Source organism: Plantactinospora sp. KLBMP9567 (assembly GCF_033446045.1).
Lineage (GTDB): Bacteria > Actinomycetota > Actinomycetes > Mycobacteriales > Micromonosporaceae > Plantactinospora.
The window spans coordinates 216,551-236,433 of the sequence record NZ_JAWQRR010000016.1; the positions used below are offsets into that span (position 1 = coordinate 216,551).

General features: G+C 69.3%; 21 protein-coding genes, 4 tRNA genes and 2 pseudogenes. 6 read left to right on the forward strand and 21 right to left on the reverse strand.

Annotated elements, in window-relative coordinates:
* Window positions 1–92: 92 nt before the first annotated feature.
* The 12 genes from rplA to R6Y94_RS12530 form a co-directional block, all read right to left on the reverse strand.
* Window positions 93–806: a 50S ribosomal protein L1 gene (rplA, locus tag R6Y94_RS12475; RefSeq protein WP_318395962.1), complete on the reverse strand. Its 714-nt coding sequence runs from the start codon at window positions 804–806 to the stop codon at window positions 93–95.
* An 89-nt stretch (window positions 807–895) separates the two neighbouring features.
* Complete coding sequence (gene rplK / locus R6Y94_RS12480) at window positions 896–1,327, reverse strand: 50S ribosomal protein L11 (protein WP_318395963.1); 432 nt, start codon at window positions 1,325–1,327, stop codon at window positions 896–898.
* A gap of 199 nt (window positions 1,328–1,526) precedes the next feature.
* Window positions 1,527–2,246, reverse strand: a complete 720-nt coding sequence (gene nusG, locus R6Y94_RS12485) for a transcription termination/antitermination protein NusG (protein WP_107260922.1) — start codon at window positions 2,244–2,246, stop codon at window positions 1,527–1,529.
* A 38-nt stretch (window positions 2,247–2,284) separates the two neighbouring features.
* Window positions 2,285–2,674, reverse strand: a complete 390-nt coding sequence (secE, locus tag R6Y94_RS12490; RefSeq protein ID WP_318395964.1) for a preprotein translocase subunit SecE — start codon at window positions 2,672–2,674, stop codon at window positions 2,285–2,287.
* Window positions 2,675–2,951: 277 nt separating this feature from the next.
* Window positions 2,952–3,024 (reverse strand) — tRNA-Trp (locus R6Y94_RS12495).
* A 139-nt stretch (window positions 3,025–3,163) separates the two neighbouring features.
* A complete protein-coding gene (locus R6Y94_RS12500; protein ID WP_318395965.1) occupies window positions 3,164–3,556 on the reverse strand; it encodes a MaoC family dehydratase in 393 nt (130 codons plus the stop codon).
* A 1-nt stretch (window position 3,557) separates the two neighbouring features.
* The gene (locus R6Y94_RS12505) at window positions 3,558–4,004 is read right to left on the reverse strand and encodes a MaoC family dehydratase N-terminal domain-containing protein (RefSeq protein ID WP_318395966.1); all 447 of its coding nucleotides are present in this window, start codon (window positions 4,002–4,004) and stop codon (window positions 3,558–3,560) included.
* A 227-nt stretch (window positions 4,005–4,231) separates the two neighbouring features.
* Window positions 4,232–4,399 carry a 50S ribosomal protein L33 gene (gene rpmG, locus R6Y94_RS12510; protein ID WP_013288652.1) on the reverse strand — a complete coding sequence of 56 codons (168 nt, stop codon included), beginning with the start codon at window positions 4,397–4,399 and terminating at the stop codon, window positions 4,232–4,234.
* 132 nt (window positions 4,400–4,531) lie between these two features.
* A tRNA-Met gene (locus tag R6Y94_RS12515) sits at window positions 4,532–4,604 on the reverse strand.
* Window positions 4,605–4,629: 25 nt separating this feature from the next.
* Window positions 4,630–4,702 (reverse strand) — tRNA-Thr (locus tag R6Y94_RS12520).
* Window positions 4,703–4,819: 117 nt separating this feature from the next.
* Window positions 4,820–7,348 carry a sensor domain-containing phosphodiesterase gene (locus tag R6Y94_RS12525; RefSeq protein WP_318395967.1) on the reverse strand — a complete coding sequence of 843 codons (2,529 nt, stop codon included), beginning with the start codon at window positions 7,346–7,348 and terminating at the stop codon, window positions 4,820–4,822.
* Window positions 7,349–7,973: 625 nt separating this feature from the next.
* Window positions 7,974–8,663: a TetR/AcrR family transcriptional regulator gene (locus tag R6Y94_RS12530; protein ID WP_318395968.1), complete on the reverse strand. Its 690-nt coding sequence runs from the start codon at window positions 8,661–8,663 to the stop codon at window positions 7,974–7,976.
* 128 nt (window positions 8,664–8,791) lie between these two features.
* Here R6Y94_RS12530 and R6Y94_RS12535 point away from each other — a divergent pair, with 128 nt between their 5' ends.
* Both R6Y94_RS12535 and R6Y94_RS12540 read left to right on the forward strand, forming a co-directional pair.
* Entirely contained in the window at window positions 8,792–9,022 is a 231-nt protein-coding gene (locus tag R6Y94_RS12535; RefSeq protein ID WP_318395969.1) for an ATP-binding cassette domain-containing protein, read from the forward strand.
* 384 nt (window positions 9,023–9,406) lie between these two features.
* Window positions 9,407–10,171, forward strand: coding sequence for a virginiamycin B lyase (locus R6Y94_RS12540; protein ID WP_318395970.1), 765 nt, complete (start codon window positions 9,407–9,409; stop codon window positions 10,169–10,171).
* 27 nt (window positions 10,172–10,198) lie between these two features.
* Here the strand turns inward: R6Y94_RS12540 and R6Y94_RS12545 are convergent, their stop codons facing one another.
* Together R6Y94_RS12545 and R6Y94_RS12550 are read right to left on the reverse strand one after the other, a co-directional pair.
* The gene (locus R6Y94_RS12545; RefSeq protein ID WP_318395971.1) at window positions 10,199–10,357 is read right to left on the reverse strand and encodes a hypothetical protein; all 159 of its coding nucleotides are present in this window, start codon (window positions 10,355–10,357) and stop codon (window positions 10,199–10,201) included.
* Window positions 10,358–10,769: 412 nt separating this feature from the next.
* Window positions 10,770–10,895 (reverse strand): hypothetical protein, encoded by a 126-nt coding sequence (locus tag R6Y94_RS12550; protein ID WP_318395972.1) that lies wholly within the window; start codon window positions 10,893–10,895, stop codon window positions 10,770–10,772.
* 95 nt (window positions 10,896–10,990) lie between these two features.
* Between R6Y94_RS12550 and R6Y94_RS12555 the strand changes: the two genes are divergently transcribed.
* Window positions 10,991–11,458: a hypothetical protein gene (locus R6Y94_RS12555; protein WP_318395973.1), complete on the forward strand. Its 468-nt coding sequence runs from the start codon at window positions 10,991–10,993 to the stop codon at window positions 11,456–11,458.
* Window positions 11,459–11,506: 48 nt separating this feature from the next.
* On the opposite strand, the gene R6Y94_RS12560 is transcribed toward R6Y94_RS12555, so the two are convergent.
* Window positions 11,507–12,385 (reverse strand): hypothetical protein, encoded by an 879-nt coding sequence (locus R6Y94_RS12560; protein ID WP_318395974.1) that lies wholly within the window; start codon window positions 12,383–12,385, stop codon window positions 11,507–11,509.
* A gap of 289 nt (window positions 12,386–12,674) precedes the next feature.
* On the opposite strand from R6Y94_RS12560, the gene R6Y94_RS12565 reads away from it, so the two are divergent.
* Entirely contained in the window at window positions 12,675–13,127 is a 453-nt protein-coding gene (locus R6Y94_RS12565) for a hypothetical protein (protein WP_318395975.1), read from the forward strand.
* A 91-nt stretch (window positions 13,128–13,218) separates the two neighbouring features.
* On the opposite strand, the gene R6Y94_RS12570 is transcribed toward R6Y94_RS12565, so the two are convergent.
* Entirely contained in the window at window positions 13,219–13,686 is a 468-nt protein-coding gene (locus R6Y94_RS12570; RefSeq protein ID WP_318395976.1) for a hypothetical protein, read from the reverse strand.
* 171 nt (window positions 13,687–13,857) lie between these two features.
* Window positions 13,858–13,983: pseudogene (locus tag R6Y94_RS12575) on the reverse strand (IS481 family transposase); the annotation flags it as partial.
* 747 nt (window positions 13,984–14,730) lie between these two features.
* Here R6Y94_RS12575 and R6Y94_RS12580 point away from each other — a divergent pair.
* Complete coding sequence (locus tag R6Y94_RS12580; RefSeq protein WP_318395977.1) at window positions 14,731–15,039, forward strand: hypothetical protein; 309 nt, start codon at window positions 14,731–14,733, stop codon at window positions 15,037–15,039.
* Between the two features lie 968 nt (window positions 15,040–16,007).
* Here R6Y94_RS12580 and R6Y94_RS12585 read toward each other — a convergent pair.
* A tRNA-Tyr gene (locus tag R6Y94_RS12585) sits at window positions 16,008–16,091 on the reverse strand.
* Window positions 16,092–16,236: 145 nt separating this feature from the next.
* Here R6Y94_RS12585 and R6Y94_RS12590 point away from each other — a divergent pair.
* On the forward strand, window positions 16,237–16,731 hold the full coding sequence (locus tag R6Y94_RS12590; protein ID WP_107269378.1) for a YajQ family cyclic di-GMP-binding protein: 495 nt from the start codon (window positions 16,237–16,239) through the stop codon (window positions 16,729–16,731).
* A gap of 409 nt (window positions 16,732–17,140) precedes the next feature.
* Here R6Y94_RS12590 and R6Y94_RS12595 read toward each other — a convergent pair.
* The 3 genes and pseudogenes from R6Y94_RS12595 to htpX all read right to left on the reverse strand — a co-directional run.
* Window positions 17,141–17,365 (reverse strand): annotated as a pseudogene (locus R6Y94_RS12595) (helix-turn-helix domain-containing protein); the annotation flags it as partial.
* 44 nt (window positions 17,366–17,409) lie between these two features.
* Window positions 17,410–18,675 carry an MFS transporter gene (locus tag R6Y94_RS12600; protein WP_318395978.1) on the reverse strand — a complete coding sequence of 422 codons (1,266 nt, stop codon included), beginning with the start codon at window positions 18,673–18,675 and terminating at the stop codon, window positions 17,410–17,412.
* A 223-nt stretch (window positions 18,676–18,898) separates the two neighbouring features.
* Window positions 18,899–19,783 (reverse strand): zinc metalloprotease HtpX, encoded by an 885-nt coding sequence (gene htpX / locus R6Y94_RS12605; RefSeq protein ID WP_318395979.1) that lies wholly within the window; start codon window positions 19,781–19,783, stop codon window positions 18,899–18,901.
* Window positions 19,784–19,883 lie beyond the last annotated feature (100 nt).

Here is a 19,883-nt window from a genome sequence, read left to right on the forward strand (position 1 = left end):
CCCGCCGGTGCAACGGAAACGCCGACGCGGGGCGCCCGCGAAACGTCGCTGGGCGCCCCGCGTCGGACGGGACTGACCGGTTCGGTCGAGACTCAGGCCTCGGCCGACTCCCGCAGGTTCTTCACCACGTTCGGGTCGACCGGAACGCCCGGGCCCATCGTGGTGGTGAGGGTGACCTTCCTGAGGTACTTGCCCTTGGCCGCGGACGGCTTGGTCCGGAGGACCTCGTCGAGCACCGCGGCGTAGTTCTCCACCAGCTGGGCCTCGGAGAACGAGGCCTTGCCGATGATCAGGTGCAGGTTGGAGTGCTTGTCCACCCGGAAGGTGATCTTGCCGCCCTTGATGTCCGAGACGGCCTTGGTGACGTCCATGGTCACCGTGCCGGTCTTCGGGTTCGGCATGAGACCGCGCGGGCCCAGGATCCGCGCGATCCGGCCGATCTTGGCCATCTGGTCCGGCGTGGCGATCGCCGCGTCGAAGTCCAGCCAGCCCTCCTGGATCCGGGCGACCAGCTCGTCGGTGCCGACCACGTCCGCTCCGGCGGCGGTCGCCTCCTCGGCCTTGGCGCCGGCCGCGAAGACGATCACGCGGGCGGTCTTGCCGGTGCCGTGCGGAAGGTTGACCGTGCCCCGGACCATCTGGTCGGCCTTACGGGGGTCGACGCCGAGGCGCATAGCGACCTCGACCGTAGCGTCGAACTTGACCGTGCTGCTCCCCTTGGCCAGCTTGACGGCCTCGATCGGGGTGTAGAGCTTGTCCCGGTCGATGGCCTCGGCGGCCTTGCGGTAGCTCTTGCTGCGCTGCATCTCTGATTACTCCTGTGGTGTCTGGCGGGCTGCGGAGTGCCGCGGCCCTCCCACGAACTGGTCGTGCCGGTCAGGGGTGGTAGGAGGACCTATTCCTTGACCGTGATGCCCATCGACCGGGCGGTGCCGGCGATGATCTTCTCGGCCTGGTCGAGGTCGTTGGCGTTCAGGTCGGCCATCTTCTTCTCGGCGATCTCGCGCAGCTGGGCGCGGGTAACCGAGCCGACCTTCTGGCTCTGCGGGACGCCGGAGCCCTTCTGCACGCCGGCAGCCTTGATCAGCAGTCGGGCGGCGGGCGGGGTCTTCAGCACGAAGGTGAAGGTCCGGTCCTCGTACACGCTGATCTCGGCCGGCACGATGTCACCGCGCTGCGACTCGGTCTGCGAGTTGTAGGACTTGCAGAACTCCATGATGTTGACGCCGTGCTGACCCAGCGCCGGACCGACCGGCGGCGCCGGGGTGGCCTGGCCCGCCGGGAGCTGAAGCGTGAACGTCTTGACGAGCTTCTTCTTCGGAGGCATGTCTCTTCCTGGGCTTGAAACTGGGGAACGTGCACCTGAGGTCACCCGTTGACGCGCACGGTCAAGCGCGCCTACGTGGCGGGCGACGTTCAAGAGTAGCGCAGCGCCCTCGCGGACGCCGTGCCGAGGTCGGCCGAGGCCCGATGGGGCTGGCCGGGCCGAGCCCTGACGCGGCCCGGCCCGCCGGGCGGCCCGTCAATCAGATCTTGGCGACCTGGTTGAAGTTGAGCTCGACCGGAGTCTCCCGACCGAAGATCGACACCAGGACCTTGAGCTTCTGCTGGTCGGCGTTGATCTCGCTGATCGTGGCCGGCAGCGACGCGAAGGCGCCGTCGGTCACGGTGACCGAGTCACCGACCTCGAAGTCGAGCACCTTGACCTCCGGCTTCGCCTTCTTGGTCTCGGTCTCCACCGCCGGGGCGAGCCACTTGAGCACCTCGTCGAGCGAGAGTGGCGCCGGCCGGTCGGCCCGGTCGGTCGCGCCGACGAAGCCGGTCACCCCCGGAGTGTTGCGCACGCAGGAGTACGACTCCGGGGTCAGCTCCATCCGGACCAGGATGTAGCCCGGGAAGACCTTGTTCTGGACCTGGAGGCGCTTGCCGTTCTTGACCTCGACCTCTTCCCGGGTCGGCACCTCGACCTGGTAGATGAACTCCTCCATGTCGAGGCTGGTGATCCGGGTCTCCAGGTTCGTCTTGACCTTGTTCTCGTAACCGGCGTACGAGTGGACCACAAACCAGTCACCGGGCGCATAGCGCAGCTTCTGCCGCAGCTCGGCGACCGGGTCGTAGTCCTCGTCCGGCGCCTCGGCGGCGGCGAACTCCGGCTCGTTGGCGGCCTCGACCGACTCGGTACCGCTCGCCGTCGCCACCGCGGACTGCTCGTCCGGGGTCTCGGCGGTCTCGTCGTACTCAGGCACGCTCGCTCACTTCCGTCACTATCAGGTGGGGCAGGTGGTCAGCTGGAGCCGCCGAAGACCCACAGCACGCCGCGGGCGAAGGCGAGGTCCAGCCCGGCCACGATCGACAGCACCACGGCGACGAACACGACCACCACGGCGGTGTAGGTCAGCAGCTCCTTACGGGTCGGCCAGATGACCTTACGCAGTTCTGCCACGACCTCGCGGAAGAACCGGGCAAGCCGGCCGAATATTCCGACCCGACCCTCGGTCTTGGTGGTGGGCCTGCTGTCCGCCGAGTCGGCCTTGGTGCGCTCCCGGGTGGCGGTGCCACCACGTCCGACCGGCTCGTCCGCCTCGTCGTCGGCGTCATCGTCGACAACGTCGTCGATCATCTCGTCGTCGAGACGGTCGTTGTCGTCCTCGTCGCGCCGATTCTTGTCGGCCACTTCGCCCTCCGTCGCCGGGTGGTTGGTACGCGCGCCGGTGGGCGCGCGCTGCGCTTTTCACGCCGGCCGGAACCCGGAGTCTCCGCCGCGGGCGCCGACCGCCCTCGACCGAACCCTCCGGACGACCGTCCCCGGAACGGCCCGCGGCCGGCGGATCCGTCAGGGGACGGACCGGGCGGACTGACCGCCCCGGCTCGACCCCGCCGGTGCCACCAACACGAGCCGGTCGCCACAGGTGGTGGCGACGCCGATCCCGGGACCGGTCAGGCCGTAGGCGCAGGGGTGACAGGACTTGAACCTGCAGCCTGCGGTTTTGGAGACCGCTGCTCTGCCAATTGAGCTACACCCCTGTGCGGGCAGCTGGACCCACTCAGGCACGCACGCCTGAGTAGAGGCCACTTGCCCCACGGCGGACCAGTGTACGGGTAGAGGCACGAGTTTCCCAACCGGTGTGCCCCAGCGAGCCCGCCGTACCTGGTCCGGGCCGGACTAGGCCGGGGTGCGGATCACCGCCCTGGCCTGGGCCAGCACTTTTTCCCCGTGGCAGGTGGCGGTCAGGTCGAGCCGGGTGAGTCCGTCCTCGGGCTCGCCCCGCACGGCGGCGCTCACCTCGATCTCGGTGCCCTCGTCGTCGTCCGGGACCACGACCGGCCGGGTGAACCGGACGCTGTATTCCACCACCGCGTCCGGCGAGCCGGCCCAGTCGGTGACCGCCCGCCCGACCAGCGCCATGGTGAACATGCCGTGCGCGATCACCCCGGGCAGTCCCACCTTGATGGCGAACCGGTCGCTCCAGTGGATCGGATTGAAGTCACCCGAGGCGCCCGCGTACCGGATCAGGTCCGCGCGGGTGATCCGGAAGGTCCGGGGAGACAGATCCATCTCAGCCCTCTCCGCGTACGACGAGCTTGGTCCAGACGGTGACCACCGGTTCCCCGGCGGTCGTGTTCACCTCGGTGCGGGTGGTCATGAAGGCGTGTGCGCCCCGGTTGACGATCTCCTCGATCGTGTTGACGCAGACCAGCTCGTCGCCGGCCACCACCGGCCGGGTGTACCGGAACCGCTGGTCGCCGTGGACCACCCGGCTGTAGTCGACCCCGAGTTGCGGATCGTCGACGATCTGCCGGTTGGCCGCCATGGTGATCGTGAACGGGTACGTCGGCGGGGCCACCACGTCGGCGTGCCCGAGCGCCCGGGCGGCATCCGGATCGTGGTGCGCCGGGTCGGCGGCGCCGATCGCGGCGGCGAACTCTCGGATCTTCTCGCGCCCCACCTGGTAGGGCGGGGTCGGCGGATAGCTGCGACCGACGAAGGACGGGTCCAGGGACATGCCGCCGAACCTACACGGCCGGGGCGAGCCGCCGTGGTCACCGCCCAGCGGCCGGAACGCGCCCGCGGGACGCCCGGAGCGGTCCCGCCGCACGCCGGCGCCGGGCCGGCCGCAGACAGCAGAATCGCCGCCCCGGCCCCGGCGGGAGCGGGCTCGCAGGCGCGCTCGCCAGGGTCGGAACGGCGATGCTGGAGGTCTCTGACCGGCCGACTCGCGTCGGCGGTGGATCAGCGGGTCTCGCGGTGAACGGTGTGCTTGCCGTCCCGGGGGCAGAACTTCTTCAGCTCGATGCGGTCCGGGTCGTTACGGCGGTTCTTACGCGTGATGTAGTTGCGCTCCTTGCACTCCACACACGCCAAAGTGATCTTGGGACGGACATCGGTCGCCTTGGCCACGGCGGGGCGCCTTCCTCGTTAGCGGACTGAACTACGACGTACCAGCGTAGACGCCTGCCACGCGGACACGCAAAGTGGGCGCCAACGGCGCCCCCTCGTTTCGGTCTCCGGGTCGGCCCCGGCGCCCGAGAGTAGCGGTGGCCGGACTTGAACCGGCGACACAGCGATTATGAGCCGCTTGCTCTGCCATCTGAGCTACACCGCCGAGGCGGGTCCAGCTGAACCCTCTGAGCCCCCTTACGGAATCGAACCGTAGACCTTCTCCTTACCATGGAGACGCTCTGCCGACTGAGCTAAGGGGGCGCGCACGCGATCTTTCCCGGTGGCGCGCAGGGGTAAGAGTACACGTCGCCGGGCACGAGGTGAAATCAGATCCCCGATGGCCATACCGGGGCATCGATCCCGGATCGCCGGCGCAGCTCAGGGCACCGCCCGCAGCCGCCGTACGTCGGCCGGGCCGGACTGGGCGTCGGACTCCGTCTGGGCCGCGAACCAGGCCTCCAGGCGCTCGTACGGCAGCGGACGGCTGAACAGGAAGCCCTGCCCGATCTGGCATCCGATGTCCTGGAGCAGCTCCAGGGTGAGTTCGCTCTCCACCCCCTCGGCCACCACCGCCAGGCCGAACTGCTGGGAGAGCGTCACCACCGCGTTGACGATCGCCAGGTCCACCGGATCGGTCGCCATTCCCTGCACGAACGAGCGGTCGACCTTGACCTCGTTGACCGGCAACCGGCGCAGGTAGGAGAGCGAGGAGTGGCCGGTGCCGAAGTCGTCGACGGCGAGGCGTACCCCGATGTCGCGCAGCCGGCGCAGCCCCGGCACCGCGCGCTCGGTGCCGTCCAGAACGCCGGCCTCCCTGATCTCCAGCGTGAGCAGTTCCGGGGCGACGCCGTACTCCGCGAGCATCCCCTGCACCAGGGCGGGGAACTGCTGGTCGGCGAGCGTACGCGGGGAGATGTTCACCGAGACGGCGAGAGTGTTGCCGCCGCTGGTCCAGTCGCGGCTGCGCCGCAGCGCCTCGCCGAGTACCAGCTTGGTCAGCTCGGGAAGCTGGCCGGTGTGCTCCGCCACCGCCACGAAGTCCTCCGGGGCCACCGTCCCGTGCGCCGGGTGCACCCACCGGGCCAGGCACTCCACCCCGACCAGCCGCCGGTCGGTCAGCGCGACCTTCGGCTGGTAGTAGACCTCCACCTCGGCGTGGCCGAGCGCGCGGCGCAGGTCGCCGGCCAGGCCGAGCCGGCGCGACGACCGGGACTCCAGCCCGGGGCTGAACAGCTGGATGCCGTCCGGCGCCGACTTGGCCCTGGTCACCGCGAGGTCGGCGCGCTGGAGCAGGGTCGCCGGGTCGTCACCGTGGTCCGGATGCACCGCGACCCCGACCACGGTGTCGACGTCGAGGACCAGCGCGTCGAAGACCATCCGGTCGCGGATCTGCTCACGCAGCTCGGCGGCGAGGTCGAGCGCCGCGTCGATGCTCTCCATCCGCAGCGTCACCACGAACTCGTCACTCCCGACCCGGCCCACCAGCGCGGCGGACGGAGCCGAGGCGCGCAGCCGGGTCGCCACCTCGACGAGTACCCGGTCGCCGGCCGCGTGCCCGACGGACTCGTTGACCTGGCGAAGCCCGGCCACGTCGAAGAGAAGCAGGGCGACGACCTCGTTCGGCGCGCGTACCCGGACCGCCTCTTCCAGCGCCCCGGTCACCCTGCGCCGGTTGGGCAGGTTGGTCAACCCGTCGTGGTACGCATCGTGCCGCAGCCGGTCTACCAGCCGGGAGTTCTCCAGGGCGACCGCGGCGTGCGCGGCGATCGTCTCGAAGATCGGCACATCGGCAGGGGTGAAGTGCCCGATGTCGCCGAGCCGGTTCACCACCTCGAGCGACCCGATCACCGCCTGGCCGGAGCGGAGCGGCGTGACGATCACGTCCTTCAGGCCCGCTTCCCGCAACGCCTCCCGTACGTCCGGATGGCCGCCCATCCGGCTGCCGGCGGCGACGGTCCGGCTCTCCCCGGTGGCGCGCTCCCGGGCGACCAGGGGGGTCCGGGAGAAGTCGAGTAGTCCCGAGTCGTCGACTCTGGCGGTGAGCAGGACCTCCGGGTGCCGGCCCTGGGCGGGGAGCCAGAGGGTGGCGTACTCGGCCTGCATCAGCGCCCGGACCCGGCCCAGCAGTGAGTCGGCCAGGGTGCCGTCCTGACCGCGCTCGCTCATCGCCTTGGTCAGTTCGTAGACGTCCGCCAGGGTCCGGTGCTGCCGGAAGAACTGTGCGTACGCGCGGTATAGCAGGACCAGCGCGGCGGCGAGCGCGAGCAGGAGCAGGGCGGACCACGGGGTGACCCGGAGGCAGATCACGATGACCAGGCCCATGGCCACGTTGAGCATCACCGTGAGCAGGCCGGGACCGGAGGTACGGAACACCTCCCAGCCCGCCTGCGCTCCGTGCATGATCGCGAAGACTCCGGCGACCGCGCCCAGCGTCACCAGCGCGTGGGTCGCCACGGCGGCGACGAGCACGCCCCAGGTGCTCGGCCCGAAGCCGTGCATCTCCGGCAGCGCCAGCACGACCAGACTGGCCAGCGACACCGCCGCGGCAGACTTGGCGACGTTGAACCACAACTTCGCCGGTGGGAACCGGCGGTAGATCTGGGTGATCAGCGAACCGAGCGTGAAGACGAGTACGACGGTGATCGGCGGCAGCAGGTAGAGCCCGAAGAGCAGTGGAATCTCGATGAACGTGGTGACCGTGGTCTGTCGTCGGACGACGTAGAACAGCAGCGGCGTGTCACCCAGCAGCGCAAGACCGAGCACCAGGGCGGCCAACGCCCACTCGTCGGGCGGACCGTCGAGGACACCGAGCACCACCGCCAGGACGACCGCGAAGATGGCAAGCGGGCCGGTGATCAGCCAGGCGTGCTCAGGAGATCGACGTGGTGACGGTGGGCGCCCAGCCATACCACTCCCGATGGAAGAGAGTCCGTCCCTCGACGCGGGTGGTCGCTAGGCCCAGTCCCAGCCGAGGACCTGGAGCCCGTCGTCCGGCTCGGTGGTGTCACCCTCGGTTGGAGGGTCGGTCGAGTCAGCGATCCAGGTGTGGCCGCTTCGGTCCCGCACAGCCAGATCGGTCACCGCGGTCGCCGCGGCGAAGCCACTGACGGCGAGCGCCGCGAGCAGAAGTAGGGAGCCTATGAGGCGGCCCAACCTCCATGCAGGCATCGGTTGCTCCCGTCGAGGTAGCGTCGTGGAAGGTAGATGTTCCATGATGGTGCCACAGTCCGAGGAACCCGCAAAGCCATCGGAAGAGCGACCATCCGGGGATCGGCAAAGTCTAACCGTTCGGTAGGGACAAGTCCGCCGGCCGGCCGCAACCCCACTGGCCGGCAAATGCCCGACATGATTCACTCCCCGCTCAATAAGACTCACCACCCGTACGCGATCAGCCGTACCAAATACCGTTGTCGACGGATTTCGGCTAAACCGCTGCAACCGCGTAACTCCGCCCATCACGGACGCAGTGCCGCCAGAGAATAGGTCGACATCGGGACACTAGGGATACCTCGGGCCGTCGTCCACAGCAGACTCAGCAAGCACCTGCCGGAGGGCGTGCGGCCGGTGCCCCGACGTCGGCAGGATCACAGTCCGTGAGGGCACCCGACGGGAAGGCTCCGGCCCGGGCGGCCGCCACGGCGTCCCGGGCCGCCTGGACCGCGAACTCCCGGTCGGGCGATGTCCGCAGCAGCACCAGCTCGTGGTAGAGCGGTGCGGTGGCGGCGACGAGTAACCGGCGCGGGTCGCAGCCGGGCGGGATCTCGCCGCGCCGTACGGCCCGGTGGACGATGACGGCGCAGCGGTCGTACCGGTCGGCCCAGAAGGAGCGGAGAGCGTCCGCGGCCGGCGCCGAGCGGAACGACGCGGCGATCAGCGCCATCGTGAGCGGGGGTTCGGCGCTCAGCGCCGCGTACACCTCGGAGTTGACGGCGCGCAGGTCGCCCTCCAGCGAGCCGGTGTCGGGTGGCCGCCAGTCGTCGTCGGTGGCCTCGACGAGTACGTCGGCGAGCAGCCCGCCGACATCGCGCCAGCGCCGGTAGACCGTGGTGCGGTGCACCCCCGACCGGTCCGCCACGGCGTCGATGCCCAGCGCGTCGTAGCCGTACTCGACGAGGTGGGCCCGGACCGCGTCGAGAACCCGACGGCGGACCTCGGCGCTGCGGCCCCCCGGCCGACGGACCGGCCCGGCGGCGGAATCGGTTGGCGGTCGGGGCGACGACATGGCAGTATCTTACTGCTACATCCGTAGACTTAAGGCAGGTACCCGTCCGATGGTCAGGTGAGCCTCACCCCGTGTCCCGAGCCGCCGCACGACCGGTGGCTGATCCGCCGACGACCGGAGCCGCTCCCATGCCTAGCCAACTCAGCCTGCACAACGTCACCAAGCGCTACGCCGACCGGACCGTGCTCGACGGGGTCAGCTGCGGCATCGCCGCCGACGAACGCACCGCGATCATCGGCGGGAACGGCTCCGGCCAGCCCACCCTGCTTCGGCTGCTCGCCGGACGAGGGAAGGTGAAGTCGTCACCACCGGCGGCCTCGGCTACCTGGGGCAGGACGCGCCGCTGCCCGGGTACCTGACGGTGCGACAGACGATCGACGACGCGCTCGCCGAGCTGCGCCGGTTCGAGGCGCGGCTGCGGGAGTTGGAGCCGCTGCTCGGCGACCAGCGGCGGCTGACGGAGTACGGCGAGGGCCCGGCAGGTCGGACCGGGACGGGAGATGCAGGACCGCAACAAGATGGCGTACGACCGGAACGCCGGCCGGGTACAGCAGTCCGTCGCCAGCCGGGTACCAATGGGTCGCCGCCGCTCGAAATACTAAGGAAACTGAATGACATCCTCGCGTCCTCCGTCGGTCCGGGAATTTCGGATAGCCGATTCCACCGCCGGCCCGTACGGCGTCACTATCGGACCGGATGGCGCAATATGGGTCACCCTGGTGCATGCCGGGGAAATCATCCGAATGACCGCTGACGGGGAGGTTCAGCGTTACCAACTCGACGAATCGGCGAGCGGACCCTCCGTCATCACGACGGGACCGGACGGCGCACTCTGGTTCACCCGGTTCCGGGACCACCGAATCGGCCGGGTGTCGCTCTCCGGGCAGGTCAGCTCCTATCCGATCCCGTCGCCGGCCGGCGGCCCGTACGGGATCACCGCCGGGCGGGACGGCGCGCTCTGGTTCACCGAGATGAACAGTGATCGGATCGGCCGGATCAGCACTGATGGCGAGGTGGTGGAGTTTCCGCTGCCCGAAGCGGGTGGCTATCCCTCGGTGATCACCGCCGGTGCCGACGGGACGCTCTGGTTCACGCTCAACCAGGCGAACGCGGTCGGTCGGATCGATCTCGACGGAACAATCACGCTGCACCCGCTGCCGGCGGCCGGCGCCGGACCGGTCGGCATCGCGTCCGGCCCGGACGGCACAGTCCGGTTCGTCGAGATCGCCGCCGGCCAGCTCGGCCGGATCACCCCGGACGGGCGGATCACCGAGATCCCGCTGCCGGACCGGACCGCCCGGCCGCACGCGATCACCGCCGGGCCGGACGGGAGCTACTGGTTCACCGAGTGGGGCGCCAACCGGGTCGGGCGGCTCGGTCCGGACGGCACGATCCGGGAGTACGAGCTGCCGACTCCGGGGTCGGAGCCGCACGGGATCACGGTCGGTCCGGACGGGGTGGTCTGGGTCGCCCTGGAGATCGGTGCGGTGGCCCGGCTGACGTGCTGAACGCCAGCCACGCCGGCGTACCCGATGTCACCGCTGCCGCTGGTTCGCCCGACGGCGGTCGGCGTCCTCGATCGCGTGGCGTACCGCCAGCCGGACGACCCAGTAGAGCAGTGCGAGCATGACAGCCGACAGGGCGACGTACACCGTCAGGACGAACACCAGCTCGGGGATCTGGTCGGAGGCCATGCAGCGACGCTAAGGCACCCGGGCCGCCGTCGCCGCCCCGCGCGGCCCTCCGCAAAGCCCCACCATCCCTCCCGTCGGTACCCGGGAATCTGCCCCCGTCGGGGATGTCGGTGCGAGCCGAAGGGTGAGATGGTCGAGCGAGCGCGCTGCAGGAATGCGCTACCCGCCGTGGCCCGCCGGTGGTGCCCGGTTGTCCGGCGGGGCTACCCCGGCTCCGGTCGACGGCGGGACGTACGCCAGGAAGAGGAGGACGGATGGCCGGGAAGTCACATCCGATCTTCGCCCGGTTCTACGAGCGGGTCAGCGTACTGATGGACCGGGCCGGAGCCGTGGAGCACCGGCAGGCCCTGGTAGCGGGACTGGCCGGGAGGGTCGTCGAGATCGGCGCTGGTAACGGGCGTATGTTCGCGCACTATCCCACCTCGGTCAGCGAGGTGCTGGCGGTCGAACCGGAGCGCCGGCTGCGGGCGAGCGCGACCGTCGCCGCGACCGGCGAACACTCCGACCGCCGCGACCAGGTCCCGACAAGATCTCCCACGCGAGAAATGTACGTGCCGGCGGGGACCGGGCAGGGCAGGCCGGTCCCGCCGCCGGAGGCTCGACTCCGTACGGTTCGGGTGCACAATGCGCGGCGTGGGCGACTTCATCGTGTACCTCATCCCGACCGACCTGACCTGGCAGCCGAGCCGGGACGCGGCCGAGCGCACCGCCGCCGAGGCGCGGCGGCTCGCCGGCATTCCGGAGAACGTGTACCCCAGCATCGAAGTGGAGTTCTTCGCGCGGATCACCGTAGCCCACCCGTTCGAGAACCTGGAGCGGATCGGGTGCCCACGGTGCGGTGGCATGATCGATGTGGGGTGGTTCGACCGGTTGACGGATCTCAACTCGCCGAATCCGGACGGGTTCGACGACCTGACCGTGGCGGTGCCGTGCTGCGGTGAGCTGGTCTCCCTCGCCGACCTCGACTACGCCTGGCCGGCCGGGTTCTCCCGGTTCCGGCTCACGTTGTGGAATCCGGAGCGCGAGCTGACCGACGACGATCTGGTGACCCTGTCGGCGGGGTTGGGCCACGAACTCCGGCTCATCCACGCGCATCCGTGAGCCGGGGTCGTAGCCGGTCTCTTGTTGGTACGCGGTTCGAGGCGCTGGCTAGGTCGGGTCGGCGGCTCGGGAGGCGCGCAGGGTGCCGACCGCGAGCAGCGCCGGCCCGGTGAGCGTCACCGCGGCCAGCAGCGCCGCTGGCACGTCCACCACGTTGGCCAGCGACACGGCTACGCCGGCCGACAGCAAGACCCCGTCGTCCGGATTCGAGAACGTCCACCAGGCTACCCACCTGCGGGTGAGATCGTGGAAGGCGACCGCCGCCGAGACGGCGACCAGCAGCGCCCCGAGCGGCACGAGGGCGACCCGGTCGGCGCGCGACGCCGACAGCGCCAGCACACCCGCCGCCGCGAGGGTGGCCAGCAGCGCCGGCCAGGCGGTACCGAGCAGGCCGAGCAGCGGTTCGCCGTCGACCCGCGACCAGACGTCGGCACCGACGATCAGGAGCAGGAGTACGGCGACGACTCCCGCCAGTACGGTGGTCTTCGGCCGCTGCCGAGCCGGCAGGGCGAGCACCGCCACGGCTAGACAGAGCACGCCGAGCAGCAGTCCTACGCTGGCAAGCCGTTCCTGGTCGAGCGCCTGCCGCCACTGGTCGAGAATCGATGGGAGCGCCGTCCGTCCCGTTGGTGCGGCACTACCGCCCAGCGGCGTGTAGATCGGGATGAGCGACTGGCGAGTGGCCGGTGCTGCGGAGCCCCGCCACAGTTCCATTGCTGTCGGGAGCGCGAGCAGGGCGATGCCGGCGGCCAGCGCCGGTCGTACCCGGGGCGCTGCCGGGCCGGCGAGCAGGACGTACCCGATCAGGGCGGCCGATGCGACGAGAGCGCACTGTGCGACGGCGTGGTCGGCGGAGACCGCCGCCGCCAGGACCGACAGCGTGCCGGCGGCGGCGAAGACCATCAACAGGACACGGGTCGAACGCACGGTCAGCGATCATTCCATAGACGAGTCACGACGGGGGGAAGTCCTGCCGTCCGGGCCGGTCCTGAGCCGCCAGGGAACTGTGCACGCTCCATCAAGGACGAGGTGTGGGCTCGCACGCATACTGGAATCAAGCCGGCGGGGGATTCGGCCCACGTCCATCCGGCGATCTCCGCCTTGCAGGGCGGCTGCTGCACAGGAGCGGCTCTACGTGCGCGGACGGTTCCTGCTGGAATGGATGTAGCTATACCAGAGAGGACCTGTCATGTCTCGGACATACCGTCGCATCCTCGTGCGTATCGGCTTGGCCCTTGGCCTTGTACTCGCCTCGATCACGTTCATGGCCTCGCCCGCCTCGGCCCACACCCTGCGCGAAGCCGTCGTTTCGGCGCAAGGGTGCGGTTGGCCGAACGGCCAATACACGCAGCTCACCAGGGAGGATCTCTGGGACGACCGGAACAACATGCCCTTGGGCGAGGTCTATGTGTTGTGGAACGGCAGCTATCAGGAGAACTGTGTCGTCACCCTCAGGGTCGGCCGGGCAGACGGCGTCGCCAGCTACACAGAGGCCGTCTTGGAGCGTCAGGGCATGAGCACTGTAAGGGACGAAGGGAACTACGCCCACTATGCGGCGGCCAGCGGCTACGCCGCCGGCACGTGCATCAGGTGGACGGGATCCATCGGAGCGATCTACGGCGGAGGAATCTACGGCACCACCACCACCCAGTGGAGGTACTGCGACTAAGCGTACTGCCCGGTGGACCCCTTGCTGTTTGTACGAACCGTTCTGCCGCATCTTCCCGAGCGTCCCGGGCGCACCCGCACGGCGCCGTGACTCACGGGGAAACGGCGGCGGATCGGTGCCGCTTCAGCACCACCAGCAGAAAGCCCGCTATTACCAGCCCCACGAGAGAGAGCAAGCTTCCCTTGGCCACAGGCCCGAGCCAGTTGTAGTCGGCCGCGTAGGCGGTCGGTCGGGTGGCTTCGTCGTCCAGGCGCACGTCGTCGATGGTGGCCGGCATCGGGCCGTTCCTTCGGGCCCGTTCGCCCTTCAGCACCACGTCCTCCTCGGTGACCGTGCCGTCAGCGCTGGCGAACGTTCCCACCCAAGCGCAGGAGGAGTCGCCGCATTTTCTGTCGTTGGGGGCGAGCGTGCCTACCGGGCCGTGTGCCAGAGCGCGGCGGCTGCCAACACCCTCGGCGATCAGGGACGAGCTGAGTCCGCAGGACAGCACCAGGACGAACGCGATCCCGGCCCAGACGAACACCTTGTCGCGGGTGGGCAGTGGCTTTGGAGAGGTCATGTGCAGGGGATACTACTGATCGAAGGAGACCCCTGGGTCTCGGCCAGCAACTTGGTCGGCGTCGCGCCAGTTCGAAGGCGGCTTATGCATGATGGTTTACCCGCGCCATTGCTGGTCCCCGCTGCTGACCGGGCCTGTTGGGCGGGATCGCTGGCGAGCTTCCACCGGCCAGATGTGGCTGAGCCGGTAGAGCCGGCAGCGGGTCAGCACCGCGTGCACGGTCGAGGCTGGCATGCCCAGACCGCCGACCTGCACCGGCCCCAGGCGCTGCTTCCACCGCAGATGCACGATCTTACGTACGGCCGGTTGCCAGACTGTCCAGCACTCGGCGGACCAACGCCGGCGAATCAAGCCGCCGCGCTCCGTGCGGCGGGCGGGAGCGGTGGGCCGTCCGGTGGCCTCCGACGGACGCCGCTCCCGCGCCAGGCCAGAGAGATTGATGTACGCCGGCCAACTCGTCGACCACGGCCAGGATGCCGAGCATGGCGGTACGGGAAGCGGGCGCGGCTGGCCGCCGTCGAACTCATGGCTTCCGGCTCCCCCGCAGTCCAACCCCGGGACTGGCTTGCCACCGATCTACGCCCGCACCGCCAGCCTTTCCCGCCGCACCCACACCGGGCACCATGCGCCCCTACGTCCGCCGTACGCCTCGCCGTGGCACCCCGAACCGGCGCACGCCTCAGCCGGGTGCGGACACCGGGACCAAGACAACCCAGACAGCCACGCCGAACCGGCCGTCAAAGGGCTAGGGAGCCAAGACGACCTGCCCACCATCTGCCCACAACTCGCTGTGGCGGGCTGGACTCGGCTGGGCGGGGCGGGACCAAACAAGATCAGCCCCTCACCCGGTTGTCCCAGGTCGGGGGCTGATTTCGCATCTGGTGGGCGGGTAGAGGATTCGAACCTCTGTAGCTTTCGCGACGGATTACAGAGCGCCACGCCCAAGCCTTTGACCAGGGCGAACGCCGATTCACGGGGCTCCGGCGACACAGATGTGACAGGGCCGGCCGCTAAGATCCGGTCACCGACACCGGAGAGGGCCAGATGGAGACGTGGCGTGTCCTGGCGGGCGCCGTCATGAGCCTGGCCATGGGCCTCGTAGGTGTTGCCTTGGCTGCGAACTTTCGCGGTGTGACCGAGTGGCACGTGCGGCGGTCGATGTCCACCGCAAGCGCGCTACGGCGAGTGCCGCCTTGGCGCTGGCTACCAAACGTTCCCTACGAGAAGCGCGTAGCACGGTTCATCCTGCTGGAACGGGTGATCGGCGTAGCGTTCGCCACGACCAGCATCATGGTCCTTATTGGTGTCGGCCTCAGCATCTTGACGGGTCAGCCATTACAGGCAGTGAAGTAGAACTGCGGTCTATCGCCTTTGACGAGGCGCGGGCCTTCCCGACGGCACTCGAAGTCGCTAGGCTTCATGCCGGCTCCTTACTCGTCGATGGGATAGGGCAGCATGACGGCGCCCGAGATGCCACCTCGGGCGCCGCCGTCATTCTTGACTAGCCCTCCATCTGATGGGCCGGACAGATTGTGCGACGTGCTAGTCAGACCGATTTTGGCGTGCGTAATTTTGCCGAGTTTCTTGTCAGTGACGAGGGCGTAGATTGTCGATGACAAGGGGTTTGGGGATAGCTGGCCATAACCGGGATGGCCGCCTAATGCGAGTATGAGACTGATCCCGTGCTCAGAAATGACAAAGCAGGTTGATGAGCTGCAGCCACCTGCACCGGCCTCGACGACGCCGTCTCTACGACTTGACGGCATCGCCCGGTATGCCCGCTGTAAGCGCGGGGAGTCTCGCTCGGCGCGGCGGACTTCCCTGGCAGAGGCAAAACCGGTAGCTCAACGACTCAGCATCCTGCGTCTTGGGGTTCGTTACCCGCCCCACACCGACTGATCACGGAACGAGATGCCGAGACGGGCCCCCGCGAGATGACGTCAGATACCGGCCCTGTTCCCACCCTCGACGGGCCTCCGCCCTGGACTACGTCAGCAGCGACCCTGGATTGGACCAAGGCTGGAGACGGAGCCGCTGACCCCGGTTCGAGGGTCTCCCTCGGTCGCGGCTGAGGGGACCGAGTCGATACAGCCGAGACCCGTGGCCTGAAACCCAGGCAAAGACGCCACGCGGGACGTGCCGATGCCCCCGCCGCTGGAACCCGCAAGACGACCAGGGCAGACCGCCGCCTGAGCGCCCGGAAACTTCTCCGCGCATTCTCCGTTGACGCCCGTTGACGGCCGAACATCGCCGTTGACTGCTGGACAGACAGAAACAGCCCTTGACCGGCGTTTTGCCTGGTCAAGGGCCGTTTCCGCACCTGGTGGCGGGTAGAGGATTCGAACCTCTGTAGCTTTCGCGACGGATTTACAGTCCGCTCCCATTGGCCGCTCGGGCAACCCGCCAGGGCGTGCCGCCACGCGTAACGCGGCAGCGGAAGCAAGGATAGCGGTTACATCGGGCCGCCGTGCAAGCGGGTACCGTCGGCATGTCGTACCGCCGCCCGGCGGGCCCGTACATCTTCATGTCGTCCACAGCAGGAGCGGAATCATGGCAGCCAACCCGTCGTTCGACATCGTCAGCAAGGTCGACCGGCAGGAGATCGACAACGCCCTCCGGCAGACCGAGAAGGAGCTCTCCACCCGGTTCGACTTCCGGGGCACCGGCGCCGACATCTCGTGGTCGGGCGAGGAGGGGGTCAGTCTCCAGGCCGAGACGGAGGAGCGGGTCAAGGCGGCCCTGGAGGTCTTCAAGGAGAAGCTGGTCAAGCGGAACATCTCGCTGAAGTCTCTGGACGCCGGTGAGGCGCGCCCGTCGGGCAAGGTGCACAAGATCGACTGCAAGATCATCCAGGGCATCGACTCGGACAAGGCCAAGGCGATCAGCAAGAAGATCCGCGATGAGGGACCAAAGGGCGTACAGGCGCAGATCCAGGGCGACCAACTCCGGGTGACCGGCAAGAAGAAGGACGACCTGCAGACGGTGATCTCCCTGCTCAAGAGCGAGGACTTCGGCGTCGCCCTCCAGTTCACGAACTACCGGTGACACCCGCCCGATCTGTGCCCGCGACCAGGGCGAAGCACTTCGCCGAGATCGCGGGCACGGATCGGGACCGACCCGGGCCAGCAAGCCACGCACAGCCCCCAGTCAGCGGGGTCCCTGACGGACCCGCCTGTGATCATGGCTCGGGGCCGCTGGGTGGGTCCATGCCGGTGATCTGGGGAGGATGGACTCGCCGAGCGCGATGATCACGAAGAGTCGGGCCCGCTCGGGTAGCTCGGCCCGCTCGGCGCGGATGAATGCCACCAGTGCCCTTTTGGTCGACACGCCCCGAGTGCGCCAGGGTCCGGCCGAGGTCCAACCCGTACGACTGGTGCCGGGCGGAGTCGCAGCGCGGCGCTTTGCTCGACGGCGGTGGCGAGCTGGTCAACATGGCGGCCGGGCGTTCGCCGCTCACCTTCGTCGATCTCCATCAAGGCTGCGCAGATCGCCGGTACCGCGCCGGCCTTGGCCGGGTCAGTTGGATCACCCGGCTGGTCGGGCAGGTCCGCGACGGTCACCGTGAGGGCGGCGGCTGACCAGCGTGGATCGCCGGTCGATGACCCTCCGCCCTGCTTCCACCTGCGAGATGTAGGACTGCGAGGCGCCGGCCAGCCAGGCCAGAACTTGTCTGCGTCATCCCACCACGACGTAGGCGCCAGTAGCGGATGGGCGCACGGTTCCTCACCCCTCCGTGGCGAGCGCCTGCTCCAGGCGTACCTCGGCCAGCGCTTCGGCCCGGGCGATCGAGCCGGTGGGTAGCGCCGCGACCACCGCGGCGGCTGCCACCGCCATCCCGGCGAAGATGAACGCCCACGGTACGCCGACCTGGTCGGCCAGTACCCCGGCCACCGCGCCGCCGGCCGCGCTGGCGCCGACCGCGACGGTGACCACCCAGGTGTACGACTCGTTCAGCATGCTCACCGGGGAGATCCGGCCGACCATGGTGTTCTCCACGGTCAGCGCGGGCGCGATGGTCGCACCGCCGACCACCAGGGCCACGCCGAGCGCGATCGGGCTCGGCATCACCGCGAAGACCGCGAACGTCGCCGCGAGCAGGCCGAGGAGCTGCCCGAACTGGCGGGCGGCGTTCCGCGCCGGCTTGCGGGTGCCGAACCAGAGGCCGCCGAGGGCGCTGCCCGACCCCCACATCGCCAGCAGTACCCCGGCCACGCTCTGCGCGTTGGCCGGATCGTGCGCGGAGGCGTACGCCGGCACGGCCACCCCGGCGGCGCCGAACGCGATGCCGAGCCCGGCCACGCAGAACAGCAGCGCCGGGAAGCCACCGACCCGCAGCGGGCCGAGTCCCTTGGCGTGGCTGTCCCGGGGGTGTGGCCGCCAGCCGCGCATCACCCGGCCGAGCGCCACGATCGTGGTGCCGACCAGGGTCACCACGGCGGCTCCGAGCAGCGCGGCGGCGGCGTCGGCCAGCAGCACGAAAGCGGCGACCAGCAGCGGGCCGACCACGAAGACCACCTCGAAGAGGGTGGTCTCGGCGGCGAGCGCGGTGTTGCGCAGGGCGTACCGGCCGGAGGCGGGGTCGGTGAGGTCGTTCCAGGCGCCCCGGATCGCGGCGGTCAACGGCGGGTACGTCGCGCCGGCCACCGCCGAGGCGGTGAAGATCAGTGCGAGGGCGTCCGGGCCGGCGCGGCTGGCCAGCAGCAGCCCGACCAGCGCCACCGGGTGGGCCACGGCGGTGACCAGCAGCACGGGGCTCGGCCCCACCCGGTCGGCGATCCGGCCGGCGACCGGGCTGAGCGCGGCACCGGCGAGCGCGTACACCCCGCCGGCAACGGCGGCCAGGGCGTACCGGTCGGTGACCTGCGCGACGACCATCAGCAGCGCCAGCGGGGTCATGCCGATGCCGAGCCGGCCGACGATGCCGGCGATCAACAGCATCGGCGCTCCGGGAATCCGCCACACTCCCAGGTACTGACGCAGCGCGGTCACGGGTCCCAACCTCCTCGGGTCGTCGAAGCCAGATCGTCGGATGTAACGAGTGGGCGACCTTCTGACCCTAACGTGACCGGACCTCGCGTTGAACCCGGTTAGCTAGACGTCACGATCTTGACTTTGTCGTATCCGGACGAGCCTGAAGGGACCCGACATGGATCGGCCCCGGCTCCCACTCGGGGAGCCGGGGCCGGTCGACTACTGGCCTGCGGGCCGGACGTCAGCGCTGGTACTGGACCGGGCCCACGTTGGCGTTGGCCATCTGCTCCAGGCGGCGTACCCGCTCTTCCATCTTCGGGTGCGTGGAAAAGAGGTTCGCCACGCCGCCACCCTTGAACGGGTTGTCGATCATCAGGTGGGCGGTGCTGGTCAGCCGGTTGTCGGCCGGCAGCGGCAGGGCCTTCGTACCAGCGTGGATCTTGCGTAGCGCGCTGGCCAGCGCCAGCGGGTCGCGGGTCAGCGCGGCACCCGAGGCGTCCGCCTGGAACTCCCGGTTACGGCTGATGGCGAGCTGGATCACGGTGGCCGCGATCGGGCCCAGGATCAGCGTCAGCAGCAGTACGGCCGGGTTCGGCGAGTCCTCGTCGTCCCCGCCGCCCAGCGGAATGAACCAGGCGAGGTAGGCCAGCATGGTGATGATGCCGGCCAGGCCGGCGGCCACGCTGGAGATCAGAATGTCCCGGTTGTAGACGTGGGACAGCTCGTGCCCGATGACGCCCCGCAACTCCCGGTAGTCCAGGATCTGCGTGATGCCCCGGGTCACGGCGACCGCCGCGTGCTGCGGGTTGCGGCCCGTGGCGAACGCGTTCGGCTGCATCGTCGGGCTGACATAGAGCCGGGGCATTGGCTGCTTCGCCTCGGTCGCCAACTCCCGGACCATCTGATAGAGCGCCGGGAATTCGGCCTCGGTGACCGGTTGTGCCCGCATCGCGCGCAACGCGAGCTTGTCCGACCAGAAGTAGCTGGCGGCGTTCGTGGCCAGCGAGACCAGTACGGCGATCACCAGACCGCCGCTGCCGCCGAACCAGTAACCGACGCCGAGGATCAGAGCGGTGAGCAGGCCAAGAAGCGCGGCTGTCTTGAGCCGGTTGTGATGGCTATGCACGATAACTCCTTCGGTGCGCGGGCCGGTGGACCCGCTGACCGGTACAACACCGGGATACCCCGTCAACAATCCGGGTATGGCTGAGAGTTGCCTGGGAAAG

Coding starts and splice junctions, on each gene's coding strand:
- rplA (WP_318395962.1), bottom strand. CDS start 806: ATGCAGCGCAGCAAGAGCTACCGCAAGGCCGCCGAGGCCATCGACCGG.
- rplK (WP_318395963.1), bottom strand. CDS start 1,327: ATGCCTCCGAAGAAGAAGCTCGTCAAGACGTTCACGCTTCAGCTCCCG.
- R6Y94_RS12500 (WP_318395965.1), bottom strand. CDS start 3,556: ATGGATCTGTCTCCCCGGACCTTCCGGATCACCCGCGCGGACCTGATC.
- R6Y94_RS12505 (WP_318395966.1), bottom strand. CDS start 4,004: ATGTCCCTGGACCCGTCCTTCGTCGGTCGCAGCTATCCGCCGACCCCG.
- R6Y94_RS12525 (WP_318395967.1), bottom strand. CDS start 7,348: ATGGCTGGGCGCCCACCGTCACCACGTCGATCTCCTGAGCACGCCTGG.
- R6Y94_RS12530 (WP_318395968.1), bottom strand. CDS start 8,663: ATGTCGTCGCCCCGACCGCCAACCGATTCCGCCGCCGGGCCGGTCCGT.
- R6Y94_RS12535 (WP_318395969.1), top strand. CDS start 8,792: ATGCCTAGCCAACTCAGCCTGCACAACGTCACCAAGCGCTACGCCGAC.
- R6Y94_RS12540 (WP_318395970.1), top strand. CDS start 9,407: ATGACCGCTGACGGGGAGGTTCAGCGTTACCAACTCGACGAATCGGCG.
- R6Y94_RS12545 (WP_318395971.1), bottom strand. CDS start 10,357: ATGGCCTCCGACCAGATCCCCGAGCTGGTGTTCGTCCTGACGGTGTAC.
- R6Y94_RS12570 (WP_318395976.1), bottom strand. CDS start 13,686: ATGACCTCTCCAAAGCCACTGCCCACCCGCGACAAGGTGTTCGTCTGG.
- R6Y94_RS12580 (WP_318395977.1), top strand. CDS start 14,731: ATGGAGACGTGGCGTGTCCTGGCGGGCGCCGTCATGAGCCTGGCCATG.
- R6Y94_RS12590 (WP_107269378.1), top strand. CDS start 16,237: ATGGCAGCCAACCCGTCGTTCGACATCGTCAGCAAGGTCGACCGGCAG.